Origin of the sequence: Luteimonas notoginsengisoli (genome assembly GCF_042648885.1) — a bacterium.
In the GTDB taxonomy this organism is placed as follows: domain Bacteria; phylum Pseudomonadota; class Gammaproteobacteria; order Xanthomonadales; family Xanthomonadaceae; genus Luteimonas; species Luteimonas notoginsengisoli.
The window spans coordinates 18457-38447 of sequence record NZ_JBHRYF010000022.1 but is presented as its reverse complement, the minus strand read 5'-3'; the positions used below and the strand labels follow the sequence as shown (position 1 = coordinate 38447).

Annotated in this window: 19 protein-coding genes; 8 read left to right on the top strand and 11 right to left on the bottom strand. The window is 69.8% G+C overall.

The window, feature by feature from the left end:
- Positions 1-10: 10 nt before the first annotated feature.
- The 4 genes from ACFOM9_RS15845 to ACFOM9_RS15830 form a co-directional block, all read right to left on the bottom strand.
- Positions 11-613: a response regulator transcription factor gene (locus ACFOM9_RS15845; RefSeq protein ID WP_386713129.1), complete on the bottom strand. Its 603-nt coding sequence runs from the start codon at positions 611-613 to the stop codon at positions 11-13.
- Between the two features lie 37 nt (positions 614-650).
- Positions 651-1871, bottom strand: a complete 1221-nt coding sequence (locus tag ACFOM9_RS15840) for a sensor histidine kinase (RefSeq protein WP_386713167.1) — start codon at positions 1869-1871, stop codon at positions 651-653.
- A 79-nt stretch (positions 1872-1950) separates the two neighbouring features.
- Complete coding sequence (locus ACFOM9_RS15835) at positions 1951-2730, bottom strand: ABC transporter permease (protein ID WP_386713126.1); 780 nt, start codon at positions 2728-2730, stop codon at positions 1951-1953.
- Positions 2730-3752, bottom strand: a complete 1023-nt coding sequence (locus ACFOM9_RS15830) for an ABC transporter ATP-binding protein (protein ID WP_386713123.1) — start codon at positions 3750-3752, stop codon at positions 2730-2732. The genes ACFOM9_RS15835 and ACFOM9_RS15830 overlap by 1 nt, the downstream gene beginning before the upstream one ends.
- Before the next feature lie 248 nt (positions 3753-4000).
- Here ACFOM9_RS15830 and ACFOM9_RS15825 point away from each other — a divergent pair, with 248 nt between their 5' ends.
- From ACFOM9_RS15825 to ACFOM9_RS15800, 6 genes are all read left to right on the top strand, one after another.
- A complete protein-coding gene (locus ACFOM9_RS15825) occupies positions 4001-5245 on the top strand; it encodes an efflux RND transporter periplasmic adaptor subunit (RefSeq protein ID WP_386713121.1) in 1245 nt (414 codons plus the stop codon).
- A 76-nt stretch (positions 5246-5321) separates the two neighbouring features.
- Positions 5322-6014 (top strand): ABC transporter ATP-binding protein, encoded by a 693-nt coding sequence (locus ACFOM9_RS15820; RefSeq protein WP_386713118.1) that lies wholly within the window; start codon positions 5322-5324, stop codon positions 6012-6014.
- Positions 6015-6164: 150 nt separating this feature from the next.
- A complete protein-coding gene (locus tag ACFOM9_RS15815; protein WP_386713115.1) occupies positions 6165-7322 on the top strand; it encodes an ABC transporter permease in 1158 nt (385 codons plus the stop codon).
- Between the two features lie 94 nt (positions 7323-7416).
- On the top strand, positions 7417-8727 hold the full coding sequence (locus tag ACFOM9_RS15810; protein WP_386713112.1) for an ABC transporter permease: 1311 nt from the start codon (positions 7417-7419) through the stop codon (positions 8725-8727).
- A complete protein-coding gene (locus ACFOM9_RS15805) occupies positions 8724-9929 on the top strand; it encodes an alpha/beta fold hydrolase (RefSeq protein ID WP_386713109.1) in 1206 nt (401 codons plus the stop codon). Before ACFOM9_RS15810 ends, ACFOM9_RS15805 begins: the two co-directional genes overlap by 4 nt.
- A gap of 1 nt (position 9930) precedes the next feature.
- Entirely contained in the window at positions 9931-10227 is a 297-nt protein-coding gene (locus tag ACFOM9_RS15800) for a hypothetical protein (RefSeq protein WP_386713106.1), read from the top strand.
- Positions 10228-10366: 139 nt separating this feature from the next.
- Here ACFOM9_RS15800 and rarD read toward each other — a convergent pair whose 3' ends face one another.
- The 6 genes from rarD to ACFOM9_RS15770 all read right to left on the bottom strand — a co-directional run bounded on the left by rarD (position 10367) and on the right by ACFOM9_RS15770 (position 17013).
- The gene (rarD, locus tag ACFOM9_RS15795) at positions 10367-11281 is read right to left on the bottom strand and encodes an EamA family transporter RarD (protein ID WP_386713104.1); all 915 of its coding nucleotides are present in this window, start codon (positions 11279-11281) and stop codon (positions 10367-10369) included.
- The gene (yedA, locus tag ACFOM9_RS15790) at positions 11278-12198 is read right to left on the bottom strand and encodes a drug/metabolite exporter YedA (protein ID WP_386713102.1); all 921 of its coding nucleotides are present in this window, start codon (positions 12196-12198) and stop codon (positions 11278-11280) included. Before yedA ends, rarD begins: the two co-directional genes overlap by 4 nt.
- Before the next feature lie 326 nt (positions 12199-12524).
- Positions 12525-14711: a carboxy terminal-processing peptidase gene (locus ACFOM9_RS15785; RefSeq protein ID WP_386713099.1), complete on the bottom strand. Its 2187-nt coding sequence runs from the start codon at positions 14709-14711 to the stop codon at positions 12525-12527.
- A 189-nt stretch (positions 14712-14900) separates the two neighbouring features.
- Positions 14901-15905, bottom strand: a complete 1005-nt coding sequence (gene lipA, locus ACFOM9_RS15780; RefSeq protein ID WP_386713097.1) for a lipoyl synthase — start codon at positions 15903-15905, stop codon at positions 14901-14903.
- A 9-nt stretch (positions 15906-15914) separates the two neighbouring features.
- On the bottom strand, positions 15915-16613 hold the full coding sequence (gene lipB / locus ACFOM9_RS15775; RefSeq protein ID WP_386713094.1) for a lipoyl(octanoyl) transferase LipB: 699 nt from the start codon (positions 16611-16613) through the stop codon (positions 15915-15917).
- 121 nt (positions 16614-16734) lie between these two features.
- On the bottom strand, positions 16735-17013 hold the full coding sequence (locus ACFOM9_RS15770; protein ID WP_386713091.1) for a DUF493 family protein: 279 nt from the start codon (positions 17011-17013) through the stop codon (positions 16735-16737).
- A gap of 128 nt (positions 17014-17141) precedes the next feature.
- On the opposite strand from ACFOM9_RS15770, the gene ACFOM9_RS15765 reads away from it, so the two are divergent.
- Entirely contained in the window at positions 17142-18095 is a 954-nt protein-coding gene (locus tag ACFOM9_RS15765) for a CsgG/HfaB family protein (protein ID WP_386713089.1), read from the top strand.
- 215 nt (positions 18096-18310) lie between these two features.
- A complete protein-coding gene (locus tag ACFOM9_RS15760) occupies positions 18311-18514 on the top strand; it encodes a hypothetical protein (RefSeq protein ID WP_386713086.1) in 204 nt (67 codons plus the stop codon).
- Positions 18515-18715: 201 nt separating this feature from the next.
- On the opposite strand, the gene ACFOM9_RS15755 is transcribed toward ACFOM9_RS15760, so the two are convergent.
- Positions 18716-19930 (bottom strand): D-alanyl-D-alanine carboxypeptidase family protein, encoded by a 1215-nt coding sequence (locus ACFOM9_RS15755; RefSeq protein WP_386713083.1) that lies wholly within the window; start codon positions 19928-19930, stop codon positions 18716-18718.
- Positions 19931-19991 lie beyond the last annotated feature (61 nt).

Below are 19991 nucleotides of genomic sequence, written 5' to 3'. Positions count from 1 at the left end.
CCGCTAGCGCCTACAGCCAGCCCTTCTGCCGCGCCAGCCGATAGGCCTCGATGCGGTTGCCGACGCCGAGCTTGCCGATCGCCTCGGACAGGTAGTTGCGCACCGTGCCGTGCGAGAGGTTGAGCTGGACCGCGATGTCGCTGGCCGATCGTCCCTCGCCGGCCAGGCGCAGCACCTGGCGTTCGCGGTCGTTGAGCGGATCGGCCTCGCCCCACGCATCCAGCGCCAGCTGCGGGTCGATCGCGCGCCCACCGCGATGCACCTTGCGCAGCGCTTCGGCCAGGTCCTCGGCCGGCGAGTCCTTGAGCAGGTAGCCCGACACGCCCGCGTCGAGCGCGCGGCGCAGGAAGCCGCTGCGCGCGAACGTGGTGACGATGACGACTTTCGTCGCCAGCCCGTGCCGCTGCACGCGCTGCGCCAGCTCCAGTCCGCTCAGGCCCGGCATCTCGATGTCGGTGACCAGCACGTCGGGGCGCAGGCGCTGCAGTTCGCGCCACGCGGCTTCACCGTCAGCCGCCGCGCCGAGCACCTCGATGTCCGATTCCAGGCCAAGCAGCGCCGACAGCGCACCGCGCACCATGGCCTGGTCTTCGGCCAGCAGGATGCGGATCACGCCGCGCGCCCCGACGGTTTGGGCATGGATGGCGCAATCACGAGGCAGGTCCCGGCGCGGCGGCCGGATGCGCGCGTTCGCGCGCCGCGCCGCAGGCATGCGCCGGCATCGCGGGCGCGGCGGTGGCGGGCACGCACGGCAGCTCCAGTTGCAGTCGCGTCCCCTGCCCGCGCGGCGATTCGATGGCCAGCTTGCCGCCGAGCCTGGCCACGCGTTCGCGCATGCCGCCCAGGCCATTGCCGTGGCTGCCGACGCCGCCGATGCCGTCGTCGGCCACCAGCACCCGCAGGTGCTGGCCGTCGCGCGTGAATCGGATCCGCGCGCTGCCCGCGCGCGCGTGGCGGGCGATGTTGGTGGCCGCCTCGCGCAGCACCAGCGCCAGCCCGCTCTCGGTGTCTTCCGACAGGCCGACCGGCGGCAGGTCGTAGTCCAGGTGCACGCCGGAACATTCCAGCATCAGCCTGGCCGACGCCAGCTCCGCGGCCAGGTCGGTGGCGCGGAAGCCGGTGACCGCGCTGCGCACCTCCGCCAGCGCGTGGCGGGCGACGCCCTCGGCGTCCTCCAGCTCGCGCCTGGAGGCCGCCGGGTCGCGGTCGAACAGCTTGCGCGATAGTTCCAGCTTCAGCGTGATCAGCGACAGCGTGTGGCCGAGCAGGTCGTGCAGGTCGCGGCCGATGCGTTCGCGCTCGGCGGTCGCGGCCAGCCGGCGCACTTCGTCGTGCGACATCCGGATCTCGGCGTCCTTTTCCTGGTTCGCGCGCTCGACGTTGACCACCAGCCCGATCACCAGGGTCATGATCGGCGTCCAGGCCACGCTCTGCCACGGGTAGCCGATCCACAGCGCGGCGCCGAGGAACACCGCGTTGGCGAGCAGCAACTGCCCCACGTAGGCCAGCGTGGACTGGGCGAAGTGCATCCGCAGCATCACGCAGCCGAAGATGAAGTAGCTGATGCCGGACGGATACCAGGGCATCAGCACGATGCACAGCGCGATCAGCCCGTAGGCCGGCCGCGACGCCAGGCGCCGCGGCAGCAGCAGGCACAGCGCATAGAGCAGGACGAACAGCGGATACGAGCCCAGCGTCAGCAGCGCCCAGCGCAGCGAGTAGCCGCCGGGCACGAACATCGGGGTGATGAAGACCCAGATCGACCACACCAGGTGCACCGCTTCCACCCACGGCGACTTGCCGATGCGCAGGTCGATCGCCACCGTGGAATCCGGCGCCGGCCTGAGCCATGGGGGCAGCGATGGAAGCATCATGTCGCACCGTCCGTGGCGGACGTGGCCCCGGCCCCCGGCACTCTAGCGCCTGTTGCGCGCACGGCAACCGGCGCCCTCAGCCCGTCCGGCGCAGGCGCCGACGCGCCAGCGCGAAGAACAGCATGGTGACCGCGACGAGGACCGCGACGTGGACCAGCAACGGACTGCCGTCGTGCATGCCGACCACGCGCAGCGCGACCTGCGACAGGTGGTACGGCGGCCAGGCGGGCGCCATCGATGCGAACACCGGCGGCAGCATGGTCAGCGGCAGCCACAGCCCGGACAGGAAGGCCATCGGCAGGTACAGCAGGTTGAGCACCGCCGGCGCGCCCTGGCCGCCGACGAGCGTGCCGACGAACAGGCCCAGCGCGCAGAACGGCAGCACCCCGACCACGTTGATCGCCAGCAGCGCCAGCCACTGCCACGGCAGCAGCGACACCCCGCCAAAGCCCGCCGCCAGCGTGCCCAGCAGCGTGCTGATCAGCAGCGAGAACAGCATCGCCATGGCCATCTTCGCGAACATGTAGGCGCCCGGCGGCATCGGCAAGGCGCGCTTGTAGGCGAGGAAGCCGCGCTCGCGCTCCATCGCCACCACCACGCCGAAGCCGAACAGGCCGGCGCCCATGATTCCGAACACGCCGTACGTGGCGAGCAGGTAGCGCGCCGCACCGCCGCCGTCGGCGCGGTTCAGCACCAGCCCGAACAGCGTGTAGAACAGCGCCGGGAACAGCAGCACCGGCAATGCGAACGAGGGCGTGCGCAGCATGCGCAGGAATTCGTGCCGGGCTTCGAGCAGGTAGATGCGCAGCACGGAATGCCGCGGCGCGGCGGGCCGGGTTGTGGCGATTGCGTTCATCAGGCGGCCTCGCGCTGGGTGGCGGGTGCGACATCGGCGTCGTCGCGGGTGAGTTCGATGAAGGCCTCGGCCAAGCCGGCGCGCTGGACTTCCAGGTCCGACAGCGTCGGGTCCTCGGCCAGCAGGCGCCGCACCACCGGCTCGGCGGCGTCGGCGACGATCTCGATCCTGTCGCCGCCATCAGGTCCCGCGTCGGCGCTGCCACGGCCGCGATCGCCGGCCGCCGCGGAAGGCATCGCGGCCATGGCCGCTCCCGCGACGGCGGTTCCGAGTGCCCGCGCGCTGCGCACCTCGGGCCAGGCGGCGATGCACGCGACATCCAGCGAAGACACGCAGCGGATGCGCCGCTGCGCGACGTGGCGGCGCACCTCGTCCATGCTGCCGGCGGCGACCACGCGGCCGCGCGCCAGCACCACCACGCGATCGGCCAGCGCCTCGGCTTCTTCCAGGTAATGCGTGGTGAGCAGTACCGCGCAGCCCTGCGCGGACAGCTGCCCGATCGCGCGCCACAGCGCCTGCCGCGCCTCGATGTCCATGCCGGTGGTCGGTTCGTCGAGGAACAGCAGCCGCGGATTGCCGCACAGCGCCAGCGCGAACTGCACGCGTCGCTGCTGGCCGCCGGAGAGCGTGCCGTACTGGCGCCCGAGCAGGCCGTCGAGCCCGGCCAGCGCGACGCACTCGTCGACGCTGCGCGGCTGTGGGTAATAGCTGCGGGTGAGGGCGAGCAGCTCGCGCACCTTGCTGTTGTCGGCAATGCCCGCCGACTGCAGCATCACCCCGATGTTGCGGCGCGCGGCAAGCTGCTGCGGCGAGAGGCCAAACAGCAGCGCCTGCCCGGCGTCGGGCCGCACCAGCCCGAGCAGCAGCGCGATCGCGGTGGTCTTGCCGGCGCCGTTGGCGCCGAGCAGCGCCAGCATCTGGCCGGGCGCGATCGCAAGGTCGATGCCGTCGAGCGCGAGCACCTTGCCGTACTGCTTGCGCACGCCGCGCAGGCTGGCGAGTTCGTGTGGGCTGGCATCCATCCGCGTCTCCGGGTTCGGGCGATGGCGGCGACGATAGGCGCGTGGGCCGATGCGCGGCAGTCGCGTCGGTCACGTCGTTCGCATGACAGCCGTCAGGTGACGCGGCGGCGGCGCCGGCCTAGGCTGTGGGTGTGCCGACTAGCGGGAGTCGGCCGCCTGTGCGAACCATCCACGTAGTGACTTCCGGGCATTTGGTCCACGCCGCGGTTGCGGTCACACTCCGCGTTTTCCCCCCGTCCCTGGATCCGATGAATACCAACGCCGACCTGCTGAAGGAACTCCGCATCGACCGCAACGCGACGCCGCCGCCGTCGCGGCGCGGCCTGTGGATCGCGCTGGCGGTGGTGGTGGCGCTGTTGCTGGCCGCCGCCGCGGCCTGGGCGCTGTTCGGACGCGATCGCGGCATCGAGGTGCGCACCGCCACCGTGCAGGCGATCGGCAGCGGCGGGGCCTCGGCTTCGGTGCTCGACGCCACCGGCTACGTGGTGGCCAGGCGCATGGCCACGGTGTCGGCCAAGATCACCGGCAAGGTGCGCGAGGTGCTGATCGAGGAAGGGCAGACCGTCGAGGAAGGCGAGGTCATGGCCACGCTCGACCCGGTCGATGCCGACGCCGACCGCGCGCTCGCCGCTTCGCAGCTGGCCGCTGCGCGCAGCCAGATCGGCGGTGTGCAGGCGCGGCTCAAGGAAGCCGAGGTCGATGCCAGTCGCCTGCAGGCGCTGGTCGGGCGGCAGCTGGTGTCGAAGTCGCAGTACGACCAGGCCGTGGCCCAGCGCGACGCGCTGCGTGCGGAACTGGCGACCGCGCAGCGCAACGCGAACGTCGCCGCGGACCGGCTCGCGATCGCCGACAACGGGGTCGACAACACCATCGTGCGCGCGCCGTTCGCCGGCGTGGTCACGGCCAAGGCCGCGCAGCCGGGCGAGATCGTCTCGCCGCTGTCGGCCGGCGGCGGCTTCACCCGCACCGGCATCGGCACCATCGTCGACATGGATTCGCTGGAAGTGGAAGTCGACGTTGGCGAAGCCTTCATCGGCCGGGTGAAGCCGAAGATGCCGGTAGAGGCGACGCTCAACGCCTACCCGGACTGGAAGATCCCGGCCGAGGTGATCGCGATCATCCCGGCCGCCGACCGCGGCAAGGCGACGGTCAAGGTGCGCATCGCGCTCAAGCAGAAGGACCCGCGGATCGTGCCGGACATGGGCGTGCGCGTGAGCTTCCTGGAGGCCGCGAAGCCCGAAGCGGCGAAGCAGCCGCCGGGCGTGCGCGTGCCGACCGCTGCGATCGTGCAGCGCGACGGCCAAGACGTGACCTTCGCGCTCGACGACGAAGGCAGCCACGTCCAGCAGCGCGCGCTCAAGACCGGCCTGGCCATGGGCGACGATCGCCAGGTGCTGTCGGGGCTGGTGGCGGGCGACGCGGTGGTGCTCGATCCACCGGAAGAGCTGAAGGACGGCGCCAGGGTCACGATGGCCGCGGACGCCGAAGAGTAGACAGGTGGCGGGCATCGGCCCGCCGCGCACCACACACCCGCCGGGCGACACCCGGCTTCACAGCGAGGCACGCACCATGTCGACACTGGTCACCACCCGCGGACTCACCAAGGCCTACCAGCGCGGACCCGAGAAGATCGAGGTGCTGCACGGCATCGACCTCGACATCCCCAAGGGCGACTTCGTCGCCCTGATGGGCCCGTCGGGCTCGGGCAAGACGACGCTGCTCAACCTGATCGGCGGGCTGGACACGCCGACCTCGGGCGAGATCGAGATCGAAGGCGAGCGCATCGACCGCATGGGCGCCGGCCAGCTGTCGAACTGGCGCAGCCGCCACGTCGGCTTCGTGTTCCAGTTCTACAACCTGATGCCGATGCTCACCGCGCAGAAGAACGTCGAGCTGCCGCTGCTGCTGACCAGCCTCGGCGCCGCGCAGCGCAAGCGCAACGCCGAGATCGCGCTGCAGCTGGTCGGCCTGGCCGATCGCGGCAAGCACAAGCCCAACGAACTGTCCGGCGGCCAGCAGCAGCGCGTGGCGATCGCGCGCGCGATCGTGTCCGACCCCACCTTCCTGATCTGCGACGAACCGACCGGCGACCTCGACCGCCACTCGGCCGAAGAGATCCTGCAGCTGCTGCAGGTGCTCAATCGCGACCACGGCAAGACCATCATCATGGTCACGCACGATCCCAAGGCCGCCGAGTACGCGACCCATACGGTGCATCTCGACAAGGGCGAGTTGGTGGATGCCGCGGTGATGGCGCACTGATCTTTGCTACTCCCCCTGCGAAGCCAGGGGGAGGCTGGGAGGGGGTGCCGCAGGCGCTGCTGATCTCTCCGGAGAAATCCGCCGGCGCCCACGCAACCCCTCCCCAACCCTCCCCTGCCTTCGCAGGGGAGGGAGCCACTGGAGACCGACATGAAATACCTTTCCCTGATCTGGGCCCAGCTGTTCCGCAGCAAGACCCGCACCCTGCTCACCTTGCTGTCGGTGGTCGCGGCGTTCCTGCTGTTCGGGATGCTCGATTCGGTGCGCGTGGCGTTCAACGCCGGCGGCAGCGTCGAGGGCGCCAACCGCCTCATCGTCGCCTCGCGGCTGTCGATCACCCAGTCGCTGCCGATCAACCTGCTGCCGCAGATCGAGGCGGTGCCGGGGGTGCGCAAGGTGACCTACGCGATGTGGTTCGGCGGCATCTACCAGGACCCGAAGAACTTCTTCCCCAACTTTTCGGTCGCGCCCAACTTCTTCGACGTCTACAGCGAATACGACGTGCCGCCGGAGCAGCTCAAGGCGTTCCAGGACACCCGCACCGGCGCCATCGTCGGCGAGGCGCTGGCGCAGAAGCACGGCTGGAAGATCGGCGACACGATCCCGCTGCAGGCCACGATCTTCCCGCGCGGCGGCAGCAACGACTGGCCGCTGGAACTCAAGGCGATCTTCCGCGCCAAGGACCGCAAGAACGTCGGCTCCGAGAACCAGCTGATGATGAACTGGAAGTACTTCGACGAGTCCAACGACTACATCAAGAGCCAGGTCAGCTGGTACACGGTGCAGCTGGCCAGCGCCAACCAGGCCTCGCGCGTGGCGCGCGCGATCGATGCGCTGTCGGCCAATTCCGACCACGAGACCAAGAGCCAGAGCGAGTCGGCGTTCCAGCAGGCGTTCGCCAAGCAGTTCGCCGACATCGGCCTGATCGTCACCTCGATCATGGGCGCGGTGTTCTTCACCCTGCTGCTGCTCACCGGCAACACCATGGCCCAGGCCGTGCGCGAGCGCGTACCCGAGCTGGCCGTGCTCAAGACCCTGGGCTTCAAGGACGGCACGGTCCTGGTGCTGGTGATGGTGGAATCGGTGCTGCTGGTGATGCTCGGCGGGCTCATCGGGCTGGGACTGGCATCGGTGATCATGCCCGGCGTCGCCGCGGCCAGCGGCGGCATGATCGGGCTGCCGCAGGTACCGGCACAGACATGGCTGGTGGGCCTGGGACTGATGCTGGCGATCGGCGTGGTGGTGGGGCTGCTGCCCGCGCTGCGCGCCAAGCGCCTGAAGATCGTCGACGCATTGGCGGGGCGCTGAGCATGTCCGCCATCCATCGATACGACCTGCCCGTGCGTCACGGAGCCCCCGCGCGCAGCGCAGCGGCGACGCCAATGAAACCGAGGTGGCAACCATGAAGAACCAATGGCTGTGGAACGTGCTTTCGATCCTGCTGCTGCTCGTGGGCCTGGCGATCTGGATCGTGCTGCCCTGGTATGGCGTGCTGGCCATCGCCGTGCTGCTGGCGCTGTGGCTACTGCTCACGCGCAGCGGGCGGCTGGCGCTGGCGGCGGCGCGCATCGGCATCGCCAGCCTGCCGCAGCGCTGGGGCGCCTCGTCGGTGATCGTGGTCGGCATCGCCGGCGTGGTCGGCGTGCTGGTGGCGATGCTGGCGATGGGCGAAGGCTTCCAGGCCACGCTCGGCAGCACCGGCGACGAGGTGTCCACCATCGTGCTGCGCGGCGGCTCGCAGGCCGAGACCAACTCGGTGATCACCCGCGACCAAGTGCCGCTGGTCAGCAGCCTGGCAGGCATCGCGCGCGACGCCGACGGCCGCCCGCTGGTCTCGCCCGAGTTGTCGCAGGTGGTCAACCTGCCGTCGAAGTCCGACGGAACCGACGTCAACGCGCAGTTCCGCGGGGTCGGCGAGCTGGCCTGGACCGTGCACGACAAGGTGAGGATCATCGAGGGCCGCAAGTTCAAGCCGGGGCTGCGCGAGATCGTCGCCGGCCAGGGCGCGCGCGGGCAGTTCCGCGGACTCGAGGTCGGCAAGGACCTCGAACTCGGCAACCAGCGGTGGACGGTGGTGGGCGTGTTCGCCTCGGGCGATGCGCACGACTCGGAGCTGTGGACCGACGCCGAGACGCTGGGCTCGACCTACAACCGCAGCGCCTTCCAGTCGATCAGCGTGCGCAACGACGGCAAGGCGGGCGTCGCGGCGTTCAAGGCGGCGATGGCGGCCGATCCGCGGCTGAAGCTCGACGTCGAGACCACCCACGATTACTACGCCAAGCAGAGCGGCCAGCTGAGCAAGCTGATCAGCATCCTGGGCACGGTGATCGGGGCGATCATGGCGATCGGTGCGGTGTTCGGCGCGCTCAACACCATGTACGCGGCGGTCGCCGGGCGCGCGCGCGAGATCGCGACGATGCGCGCGATCGGCTTCCGCGGCCTGCCGGTGGTGCTGGCGGTGATGCTCGAGACGATGCTGCTGGCGCTGGTCGGCGGCGTGCTCGGCGGGCTGGTCGCGTGGGCGATCTTCAACGGCTACAGCGTCAGCACCCTGGGCAACAACTTCAGCCAGGTGGTGTTCCAGTTCAAGGTCTCGCCAGAGCTGCTGTGGACGGGCCTGAAGTGGGCGCTGGGCATCGGCCTGGTCGGCGGCCTGTTCCCCGCCCTGCGCGCCGCCCGGCTGCCGGTGACCACGGCCCTGCGCGACGCATGACCGAGCTGCCGCGCGGCGCCGCCGCGGTCGCTCTGGGATTGGCCACCTGCCTGGCAGGTGGCTGCACGTCGCTCGGCGAGCGGATCGCCCAGCCGCACAGTGCCAAGTTGTACGACGTCGACACGCTCGACCGGATGGAGTCGACGATCGGGGTCCAGCCGGCCCGCTTCCGCACGCCCGACGGCGTCACCCTCGCCTATGCCTTCGTCCCGCCTGCGATGCGCGGGATGATGTACACGATGTCGCGCGGCGATGGCAGCATGACGTTCGCGATCCGCTTCGGCGAGAAGACCGAAACGGTTCCGACCACAGGCAGCGTGATCTTCCTGCACGGCTGGGGGCTCGACGCATCGAGCATGCTGCCGTGGGCGCTGGCGCTTTCGGAGCTCGGCTACCAGGGCGTCGTCGCCGACCTGCGCAACCATGGCCACTCGTCGCGGGCGCCCGCCGGATTCGGCACCCATGAGGCGCAAGACGTCGCCGCCCTTGTCGAACACCTGCAGGCCGAAGGCCGATTGCGGCCGCCGGTCTATCTGTTTGGCGTGTCCTACGGCGCGGCGACCGCCCTGTTCGCCGAGCCGCTACTGCGCGATCGCGTGACCGGCATCGTCGCCATGGAAAGCTATGCCGCTGCGGGTGATGGCGTGCGCGGCTTCATCGCCGGCGCGCAGGCCGATCGTGACGATGGCCTGCACGGCTCGCTGATGCGCGCCTTTGCGCGCTGGCGTTACGACGCGCCCGCCATCGAGCGCGGCGTGCGCCAGGCGGGCCAGCGGCTGGGGCTCGACCTGGATGCGATCGACGTGCGCGCCACGCTCGCCCAGACTGCAACGTGCACCCTGCTGCTGCACGGGGCCGGCGACCGCTACGTCCCCGTCGCCGCGGCCCGATCCCTGGCCGATGCCTCCCCGCTCGTCCGCTATCGCGAGCTGCCGGACGAGAGCCACCTCAGCCTGCCGCTGCGCATCGAGTGGCTGGCGCGTCCGCTCGACGCGTGGCTGCAGCAGGTCGCGAACGGCGAATGCAGCCAGCTCCGGCTTCCGCCGGATCCGCTGGCCGAGGGCGGCCCCTCGCAGTTCTCTGCCAGCGGGATGGCCCCGGCCGCCGACGCCCCATCCACATCGCCCGTCCCTCCTGGCGCGGGCACCGCGCCATCCAGCCCCACGGAAGCCGTCACGGATGAACCCCAACTCCCCCGCTGACATGAGTCACGCGCAGCTCGAAGCCATGCTGCACGATCTGCAGAAGCGTGCGTTCGACGCCTACGAGGACGCGGCGTTGCGCGCCGAAGCCAACCCGGCGCAGGCCGAGGCGGCGTACGCGCAGGCCGAGGCCGTGGCCGCGCCGCTGATCGCGCAGGCCAGGGCGCTCAACGAGGAACGCGTGCGGCGTCTGCGAAAGCGCGCGCAGGCGTGGCGCAAGGCGTCCATCGCGGTGGCGATCGCAGGCAGCGCGGCGCTGGCGTGGTGGTCGCTCACCCGCAACGTGCCGTTGTCATAGGGCGAAGCGACCAGCCACAGCAAGCGGAACACCCGGAGTCGTTCACCATCACCCGCCTCCGCCAAGGGCTGGAGCTTGCTGCGCGTCCGCCCCGGCGGGTCCAGCCGACATGGCGATGCGCGATGCGCATCGGCGCAGGTCAGGCCGGCTGCGGTCGCCGTCGCGCGCGCAGCAGTCCGTCGCCGGCGTAGACCGCAAGCGCGATCCAGATCAGCACGAAACCGATGGCACGCTCGGAGCCGAACTCCTCGCCCAACAGCAGCACGCCGCACAGCAGCTGCAGCGTCGGCGCGATGTACTGCAGCAGGCCGACCAGCGAATAAGGGATGCGGCGCACCGCGTCGGCGAAGCCGATCAGCGGCAGGGCGGTCAGCGCGCCGCCCAGCACCAGCAGCGCATCGAGCTTCCAGCCCCAGGCGGCAACGCCGGTCGGCAGGAATCCGCCTTCGCCATGGCTCTCGCCCCAGAACAGCAGTGCCAGCGCCGGCAGCACCAGGTACAGGCTTTCCACGCCTAGCCCGCGCACCGGCGGCACCGCGACCAGCTTGCGGATCAGGCCGTAGGCGCCGAACGATGCGGCCAGGGTCAACGCGATCCACGGGAAGCTGCCGTAGTGCACCGTCAGCCACAGCACGCCGCCGGCGGCGATCGCCACCGACAGCCATTGCGTGCGGTTGAGCCGTTCGTGCAGTACCACCACGCCCAGCAGCACGTTGAGCAGTGGATTGATGAAGTAGCCAAGGCTCGTCTCGACCACGTGCCCGGCGTTGACCGCCCAGATGTACAGGCCCCAGTTGAACGCGATCAGGGTCCCGCTCAGCGCGAGCATCCACGCCGCGCGCGGCTGCGCCAGGGTCTCGCGCAGCCAGCTGCGGCCGTACTTGAACAGCAGCCACCCGACCACCAGCAGCGCGCTCCAGACGATGCGGTGGGCGATGATCTGCAGCGACGGCACCGCCTTGAGCAGATGCCAGTACAGCGGCATCACGCCCCACAGCACGAACGAGCCGACGGCGACCCAGAGGCCGCGGCGATCAAGGGCGCCCGCCGTCACGTCGACGCCTTCGCCGGTCTGGGTGCACGCGCCTTCGATAGCGTGATAGCGACCACGCCGCACAGGATCACCACCATCGCGCCGATGTCGTGCGCGCTGAAGCGCTCGGCGGCCAGCCACGCGCCCAGCACCACCGCGATCACCGGGTTGACGTAGGCGTAGCTGCCGGCGAGCGTCGCGCGCACGTTGTGCAGCAGCCAGACGTAGGCCGAGAACGCGACGATCGAACCGAAGCCGGCCAGGTAGGCGACGGCGAACGAGCCCTTGGCCGACGGCACGACGTCGAAGCGTTCGCCCAGCGCGAAGCCGGCGGCGAGCATCAGCACGCCGCCGCACAGCATCTGCGCCGCCGCGCCCATGAAGGGCGACGGCAGGTCGCGGCCCTTGCTCCAGACCGAACCGAACGCCCACGCGATCGGCGCGACCAGCAGCGCAACGAGGCCAGTCGGCGACGCGGCCAGCGAACTGCCGGCGTTGAGCCACAGCACGCCGATGAAGCCGATGCCCAGGCCCAGCCATTCGAGGCGATTGGAGCGCTGACCGCGCAGGGTCGCGAACAGGCCGATCCACAGCGGCACCGAAGCCACCGCGACCGCGGCCAGGCCCGACGAAACCGACTGCTCGGCGATGCAGACCAGGCCGTTGCCCATGCCCAGCAGCAACATCCCCATGAACGCGCTGTTGCGCCACTGCACCGGCGTGGGCATGGCCACGCCGCGCAGGCGCAGCAGCGTGAACAGGATCGCGCCGGCGGCGAGGAAACGCGTCCCGGCCATCAGCAAGGGCGGCCAGCCGCCTTCGAGCGCGAAACGGATGCCGAGGTAGGTCGATCCCCAGATCACGTACACCACCGCCAGCGCCAGGGCGACGGCGATTGTGGAAACGGGCGGCGGCACGAGCGGCGACGAGGCACTCATGGATGGGGTCCGGATCGGGGGCGTGGGGGACGGGGCTGCAGTCCCGAGTGCGGAATTCTACGCCTGCCGCGCGACCGCTCAGCGCGATGCTGTCTCCCGCAGGTGGGCCAATCGGAGTGCGCGTGACGAGAGGTCCGCGTCGGACAATTGCATGTGCATCGTTTGCGGATCAGCCTCGAGGACTGATGCCTTGCGTGCGGCAGTGAAAGCTCGCGGCTGAAGCCGCTCCCACGAGTCCTCGGACACTTCCGGCGACGCCAACGAAAACGGGCGCCTAAGCGCCCGTTTCCTTTCTCCTGCATCCGCCGTCCGACCGGCGGCACGCCTCAGTCGGCCCAGTGCCCCTGCACCTTGGCCTCGGGCAGCACCTGCGCCGACAGCACCTCGTCGTTGCCCAGCAGCTGCACTGCGTCGGCGAGGATCGCCGCCGACTCGCGCAGCAGCGGGTCGGGCGCATCCTCGGCCGCCTTCTCGCGCGCGGCGTCCTTGGCGACGTTGCGCTCGCTGGCCTGCAGGCCGTCGTCGGCGGCATCGGCGGCCAGTGGATCCAGCGGCAGGCCCAACGCCTTGCGCTGCTCCTGGCGCGACTTGCGCTTCGCGTCCTGGCGGTCGCGGTCGGCGCGGCGCTCGGCCTCGTTGAGCGAGACGTACTTCTTCGCCTGCTCGGTGCGGAATTCCTTGACGTCCTCCTCGAACCACTGGAATTCCTTGTCCTGCGCGATCCGCGCGACGTGCCGCGCCTGCAGCTTCGGCAGCAGCGGCGCGAAGTTGCCGTACTGCGTATGCGCCACGGCCGCGATCCGCGTCCACGGCAGCGCGTTGTCGTAGGTGCTTTCGCCGAACTCCGAGGCATCGACCATCACCGGAAAGGCGATGTCCGGCACCACGCCCTTGTTCTGGGTGCTGCTGCCGTCGGGCAGGAAGAACTGGGCGATGGTCAGCTTGACCTGGCCATAGCGCTTGCCCTCGTTGCCCGGCCAGCGGTCCAGGTCGACCAGGTTCTGCACCGTGCCCTTGCCGAAGGTGGTCTCGCCGATCACCAGCCCGCGGCCGTAGTCCTGGATCGCACCGGCGAAGATTTCCGAGGCCGACGCCGAACCGCGGTTGGTCAGCACCGCCAGCGGGCCGTCCCAGGCAACGCCTGCGTCGCGGTCGCCCTCGACGCTGACGCGGCCGCCGGACTCGCGTACCTGCACCACCGGACCCTTGTCGATGAACAGGCCGGTCAACTCGATCGCTTCGTTGAGCGAGCCGCCGCCGTTGTTGCGCAAGTCCATCACCACGCCGTCGACGCCGCGCGCCTTGAACTCCTTGAGCAGGCGCGCCACGTCGCGCGTCGCCGAGGCGTAGTCGTCGCTGTTCTTCCGGCGACCCTCGAAATCCTGGTAGAACGCAGGCAGCTTGACCACGCCGATCCGGCGCTCGGGCGCATTGCCTGCGGCCGGCAGCTTGAGGATCTCGGACTTGGCGGCCTGCTCCTCGAGCCGGATCCGGGCGCGGGTGAGCACGATACGGTTGGGCTTGCCGTCCATGCCCATCGCCGCGGGAATCACGTCCAGGCGCACCTGGGTGCCCTTGGGTCCCTTGATCTTCTCGACCACGTCGTCGATGCGCCAGCCGATCACGTCTTCCATCTGCCCGTTGGCGCCTTGGCCGACGCCGACGATCCGGTCGCCGGGGGTGAACTTGCCGCTGCTGGCGGCCGGGCCGCCGGCGATCAGCTCGCGGATCACCACCACATCGTCCTGCTTCTGCAGCTGCGCGCCGATGCCCTCCAGCGACAGCGACATGCTCTGGTTGAAGCGGTCGGCGCTGCGCGGGTCGAAGTAATCGGTGTGCGGGTCGATCGACGCGGTGTAGGCGTTGAGGAAGCTCTGGAAGGCGTCGGTGCCGTCGAGCTGCTGCAAGGTCTTGTCGAGGTTGGCGTAGCGCTTGTCGAGCGTCTTGCGGATGTCGTCGGGCTTCTTGCCGGCCAGCTTCAGCCGCAGCCAGTCGTTGCGCACCGACTGCTTCCACAGCTGTTCGACCTCCGCGTCGCTCGCCGCCCACGGCGCGTCCTCGCGGTCGTAGTACCAGCGGTCGTTGCCGCTGAAGTCGAAGATGTCCTGCTTGAGCAGGCCGCGCGCGTAGTCCACGCGCTGGCCCACGCGCTGCTTGAACAGCGAGAAGATGGCGAATGCCGGGTCGAGTTCGCCGGCCTTGATCGCGCGGCCCATGCCGGCCTTGTACGGCGCGAACTTCGCCACGTCCTGCGCGGTGAAGAACATCTTGCCGGCATCGAGCGACTCGAGGTAGCGCTTGAAGATGTCGGCCGACAAGGTCGCGTCCAGCGGCCGCGGCCGGTAGGCGTAGCGGCTGTCGGAGAGCAGCCCGTAGACCATCTTGGAGGTGGTGGCCTGGTCGACGCTGGCAGTGGACGGGATGGTGGCGTTGTCGGCACGCGCCATCAGCACCAGCGGCACCGACAGGGCGAGGGCGATCACGGAAACGGACACGGTGCGGGACAGGTTCATGCGTTCACTCGGGCCGCGCCACGGCCGCTGTTCGGAAGGAGGGAGTCTGGCGTCCTCGATGGACGGCGTGACAGTGCTGAAAGTTGCACGATCGCGCGAAATCCACTCTAACCGCCGCTGCCGCAGGGTATGTGAACAAAACATCAGTCGCCGCGGCCGCGGCTGCGCGCGGTCCGCGCGTGCGGTGCTTCAGGCGGCGACGCCGGCCTCGGCCGCCTGGCGGTCCGCGTGATACGAGGAACGCACCAGCGGCCCGGAGGCGACGTGGGTGAAGCCCAGCGCCATGCCGAAGACTTCCAGCGCCTTGAACTCGTCGGGGGTCCAGTAGCGCAGCACCGGGTGGTGGTGCGCGCTGGGCTGCAGGTACTGGCCGATGGTGACCATTTCCACGTCGTGGGCGCGCAGGTCGCGCAGGGTCGCCTGCACCTGCTCCATCGTCTCGCCCAGGCCGAGCATGATCCCGGACTTGGTCGGGATGTGCGGATGCTGCTGCTTGAACCTCGAAAGCAGGGTCAGCGACCACTGGTAGTCGGCGCCGGGCCGGACGTTGCGGTACAGGTCCGGCACGGTCTCGATGTTGTGGTTGAACACGTCCGGCGGGTTGGCAGCCAGGATCTCCAGCGCGCGTTCCATGCGGCCCTTGCCGCGGAAGTCGGGGGTCAGGATCTCGATCTTCGTGCCCGGGCTGAACTCGCGGATCGCCGCGATACAGTCGACGAAGTGCGCCGCGCCGCCGTCGCGCAGGTCGTCGCGGTCGACGCTGGTGACCACCACGTACTTCAGGCCCATGTCCTTGACCGTCTGCGCCAGGTGCAGCGGCTCGGCCGGGTCCGGCGGCTTGGGACGGCCGTGGGCGACGTCGCAGAAGCTGCAACGGCGGGTGCAGACCTCGCCGAGGATCATGAAGGTGGCGGTGCCGTGGCCGAAGCACTCGTGGATGTTGGGGCAGCTGGCTTCCTCGCACACCGTGACCAGGCGGTTCTCGCGCAGCTTGGCCTTGAGCTTCTGCACCGCGTTGCCGCTGGGGATGCGCACGCGGATCCACGACGGCTTGCGCAGTACCGGCGCATCGGCGAATTGCACCGGCGAGCGCGCGATCTTGTCGCCGGCAACCTGCTTCGCCCCCGCTTCCAGCGCCGACGCCGGATTGGCCACGACCTGCAGGGGGATCGAACGCGGCGGGGACTCGGACATGGCGACGGCTCAGGCAGCTTGCGTGGAAGAGGAAGGCGCGGCGGCGAGCGGGCGCGGGTCCGCGAGGTCCGGCGACGGTGCCGGCTGCAACGCAAGGCCGAACCGCGTCGCCATCGCGTCGAGCAGCACCGGCTTGATCGCTTCCATGCTCGACGGGCCGCCCAAGTCTAGCACCGAGGTCACGCGCAGCCCGGCGTAGCCGCAGGGGTTGATGCGGCCAAACGGCTCCAGGTCCATCGCCGCGTTGAAGGCCAGGCCATGGAAGGTGCAGCCGCGGCGCACGCGGATGCCGAGCGCGGCGACCTTGGCATCGTTGACGTAGACGCCCGGCGCGCCGTTGCGGCGCGCGGCGCCGATGTTCCACTCGGCCAGGGTGTCGATCACCGCCTGCTCGATCCGGCACACGTACTCGCGCACGCCGAGCTTGAGGCGTCGCAGGTCGAGCAGCGGATACACCACGATCTGGCCGGGGCCGTGGTACGTCACCTGGCCGCCGCGATCAACGTGCAGCACCGGGATGTCCCCGGGCAGCAGCACGTGTTCGGGCTTGCCGGCCTGGCCGAGGGTGAACACCGGTTCGTGCTCGACCATCCAGATTTCGTCGATCGAATCGTCGCCGCGCAGGTCGGTGAAGCGCTGCATCGCGCGCCACACCGGTTCGTACGGCTGGCGGCCGAGGTCGCGGACGATGGCCTGGCGCGGGCTCATGCCCGCCTTCCCGCAGGGTCGCTCTCCCTGCGACGGCAGGCGGAACCCTGGAGAGGACGCCCACGGCCCGCGATGCTGTTTGAGACCCGCGCGCTTCCGGCGCGGGGATGCGAGCAACGGCTCACAGCGTCCACTTCACTTCCGGATGCGTGCGCAGGGCTTCGTGCGCGGCTTCGTACTGGGCGCGGTCGTCGGCGCGGAAACTCAGCTTGACCGAGACGAACTTGCCGCCGCTCGATGCGCGCCAGGAGATCGTTTCGTGCAGCACGTCGATGCCGCTGGCGGCCAGCAGCTTCGGGATCTCGGTTTCGAGCCCGGCCGTGGCCGGCCCCATCGCGGTGACCTCGAAGGTGCCGGGGAACTGGAAGCCGTGCTCGGGGTTGTCTGACTTGATTTCCATCGCACGATTATGGACCCGTCCCTGCCCCGACCCAAGGCACCGCGGGACACGTGGCACGCAGATGCTGCTTTCCACGTATGCACTTGAAACGCCCCGCAGCGGGCCTTTCGACGCAAGGACTCCCGACCATGGCTCACCCCAACTCCACCTTGGCCGCAGGCATCGCCGGCGTCCTCGCCCTGCTGGCAGCGTCCCTGCCCGCGCATGGCGCCACCGCGCAGCAGGAGCGCGCGCAGAAGTCCGCCGAAATCCCGGCCTGCAGCCGCCCGCTGGGCACCCTGGCCGTGCTCGAGCCCGAGGGAAGGAACTGGTGGACCGGCCAGCAGCTCGCCTCGCCGGCCGCGCTGATCAAGGTCTTCGTCAGCAAGTCGCGCTGCTTCACCCTGGTCGATCGCGGCCGCGGGATGTCGGCGATGCAGGCTGAGCGCGAGCTCGCGGCCAGCGGCGACCTGCGCGGCGGCTCCAACCTCGGCAAGGGCCAGATCAAGGCCGCCGACTACGTCATGGTGCCGGACCTGGTCTCGCAGAACGACAATTCCAGCGGCAACGCCATCGGCGGCCTGCTCGGCGGCCTGATCGGCGACCGCACCGTCGGCGCCCTGGTCGGCGGCATCAACATCAAGAAGAAGACCGCCGACGTGGTGCTTACCGTCACCGACGTGCGCTCGTCCGAACAGGTGGCGATGACCGAAGGCCATGCCACCCGGACCGACCTGGGCTGGGGCGCCGGCGGCGGCGTGTTCCGCGGCGGCTTCGGCGGCGCGGGCGCCAGCGGCTACGCCAACACCGAAATCGGCCAGGTGATCACCCTGGCCTACCTCCAGGCCTACACCGACCTGGTCGCGCAGCTGGGCGGCCTGCCTACCAATGCCTCGGCGGCGAACGTGCAGCAGGCGGTGACGGTCAGCAAACCGGCCAGACTGCTGAAGCAGTCCAACGGCCAGGGTGGCGCGGTACGCGACCTCGACGTCGGAATGATGCTCTACCCCACCGGCAACAAGGACGGACTGATGTGGGAGGTGGACGACGAGCTGGGCAATCGCGGCTGGGTGAACTCGACGCTGTTCGGGCTGTCACGCTGAGGGCGAACGCTTGTCGGCGAAGCTTGGCTCTGCCTCGCGCTCGTGGCCCTTCGCGCCTGTCGGAATGACCCGCGTCGAGCGCGGCGCACAATGGGACGCATGGAAGCTGGCTTCCAGCCGCGAGTTTTCAAGCGACGCGAGAAGCTCGCGGCTGAAGCCGCTCCCACGAGGAGGCTGCCATCCCTGTTTGGCATCCACCGGAAGAGGCCGGAGCAATGGGCGAGGTCACGCTGTGGTGGGGGATGCTGTTCGGCGCGATCGGGGTCGGGTACCTGGTCTACGCCCGGCGCCAGCGCGCGCCGGTGCCGCTGGTGTGCGGGCTGGGACTGGTCCTCTTCCCCTGCTTCGTGTCCAGCGCGTGGGCGATGGTACTGGTGGGGGCGGTGCTGGTCGCGTTGCCCTGGTTCGTGCGGACCTGAGCGTTTCCTGCAAGGACGCGCCTCGCGGAAGTGATACGCGGCGGCGCTCTGCCTTGGCCCTCGCAGGAGCGGCGGAAGCCGCGATGTTCTGCCCGGACGGCCATCGCGGCTTCTGCCGCTCCTGCGAATCCTGAGCACGGGAAACGAAAGAGGCCGGCTTGCGCCGGCCCCTCCCTCATCGCCGATGACGCGGCGTGGCGCTCAGGCCGATTCCCACCACATCCAGAACGAATCCCACAGACGGCCAAAGAAGCCGGCCTCCTCGACGTCGTCGAGCGCGACCAGCGGCGCCGACGCGATCGTCTTTCCATCCAGCGTCACCTTCACCGTGCCGATCTTCTGGCCTTTCTTGACCGGCGCGACCAGCGTCTTGGGCACGTCCATGGTCGGCTTGAGCTGCGCGTACTTGCCGCGCGGGCTACTGACCAGCAGCGGATGCGCGACGCCCAGGCGCAGTTCGTCGGCCTGGCCCTTCCAGATCTTCTGCCTGGCCACCGGCTTGCCGGCTTCGTAGAGCTTGTGCGATTCGTAGAAGCGGAAGCCCCAGTTGAGCAGCGCCTGCGCATCGACCGCGCGCTGGTTCTCGCTGGTGTCGCCCATCACCACCGCCACCAGGCGCTGGTCACCGCGCTTGGCCGAGGCCATCAGGCAGTAGCCGGCGGCCGAGGTGTGGCCGGTCTTGATGCCGTCGACGGTCGAATCGCGCCACAGCAGCAGGTTGCGGTTGCGCTGGGTGATCGGGCCGACGGTGAATTCCTTGATCTTGTTGTAGCCGTACGCCTCGGGGAAATCGCGGGCCAGCGCGCGGCCGAGCAGGGCCAGGTCGTGCGCGCTCGAATAGTGGTTCTCGGCGGTCAGGCCGGTGGCGTTAGCGAAATGGGTGTTCTTCAGGCCGAGCTTCTTGGCGTAGGCGTTCATCAGCTGCGCGAACGCGGCCTCGCTGCCGGCGGCGTGCTCGGCCAGCGCGATCGCCGCGTCGTTGCCCGACTGCACCACCATGCCCTTTTCCATGTCGACCAGCTTCGCGGTCTTGTTGACCTCGAAGCCGCTGTAGCTGCCGTCGGTGCCCGCACCGCCGGTGCGCCACGCGTTCTCGCTCATCAGCACCTGGTCATCGCGACCGATCTTGCCAGCCTTCATCTCGGCCGCCAGCACGTACGACGTCATCACCTTGGTGATGCTGGCCGGCTCCACCCGCAGGTCGACGTTGTCGCCGGCCAGCACCTGGCCATTGGCGGCATCGAGCAGCACCCAGGCCTTGGACTGCTTGGGCGCGGGCGCCGGCGGGACCGGCAAGCTGTCGCTGAGCGCGGCGGCCGGGGCATCCGGCGTCGGGGCCTGGGCGGCGGCGAATCCGACGGCGGAAGTGAACAGGGCGGCAAGCAGGACGCGACGCGCGGTCTGGGTGACATTCATCGACAACGGAACTCCGGGAAAAACCGCTTGGTGCAAGCGAGGTGGAAAGAGGCGGGTGGAA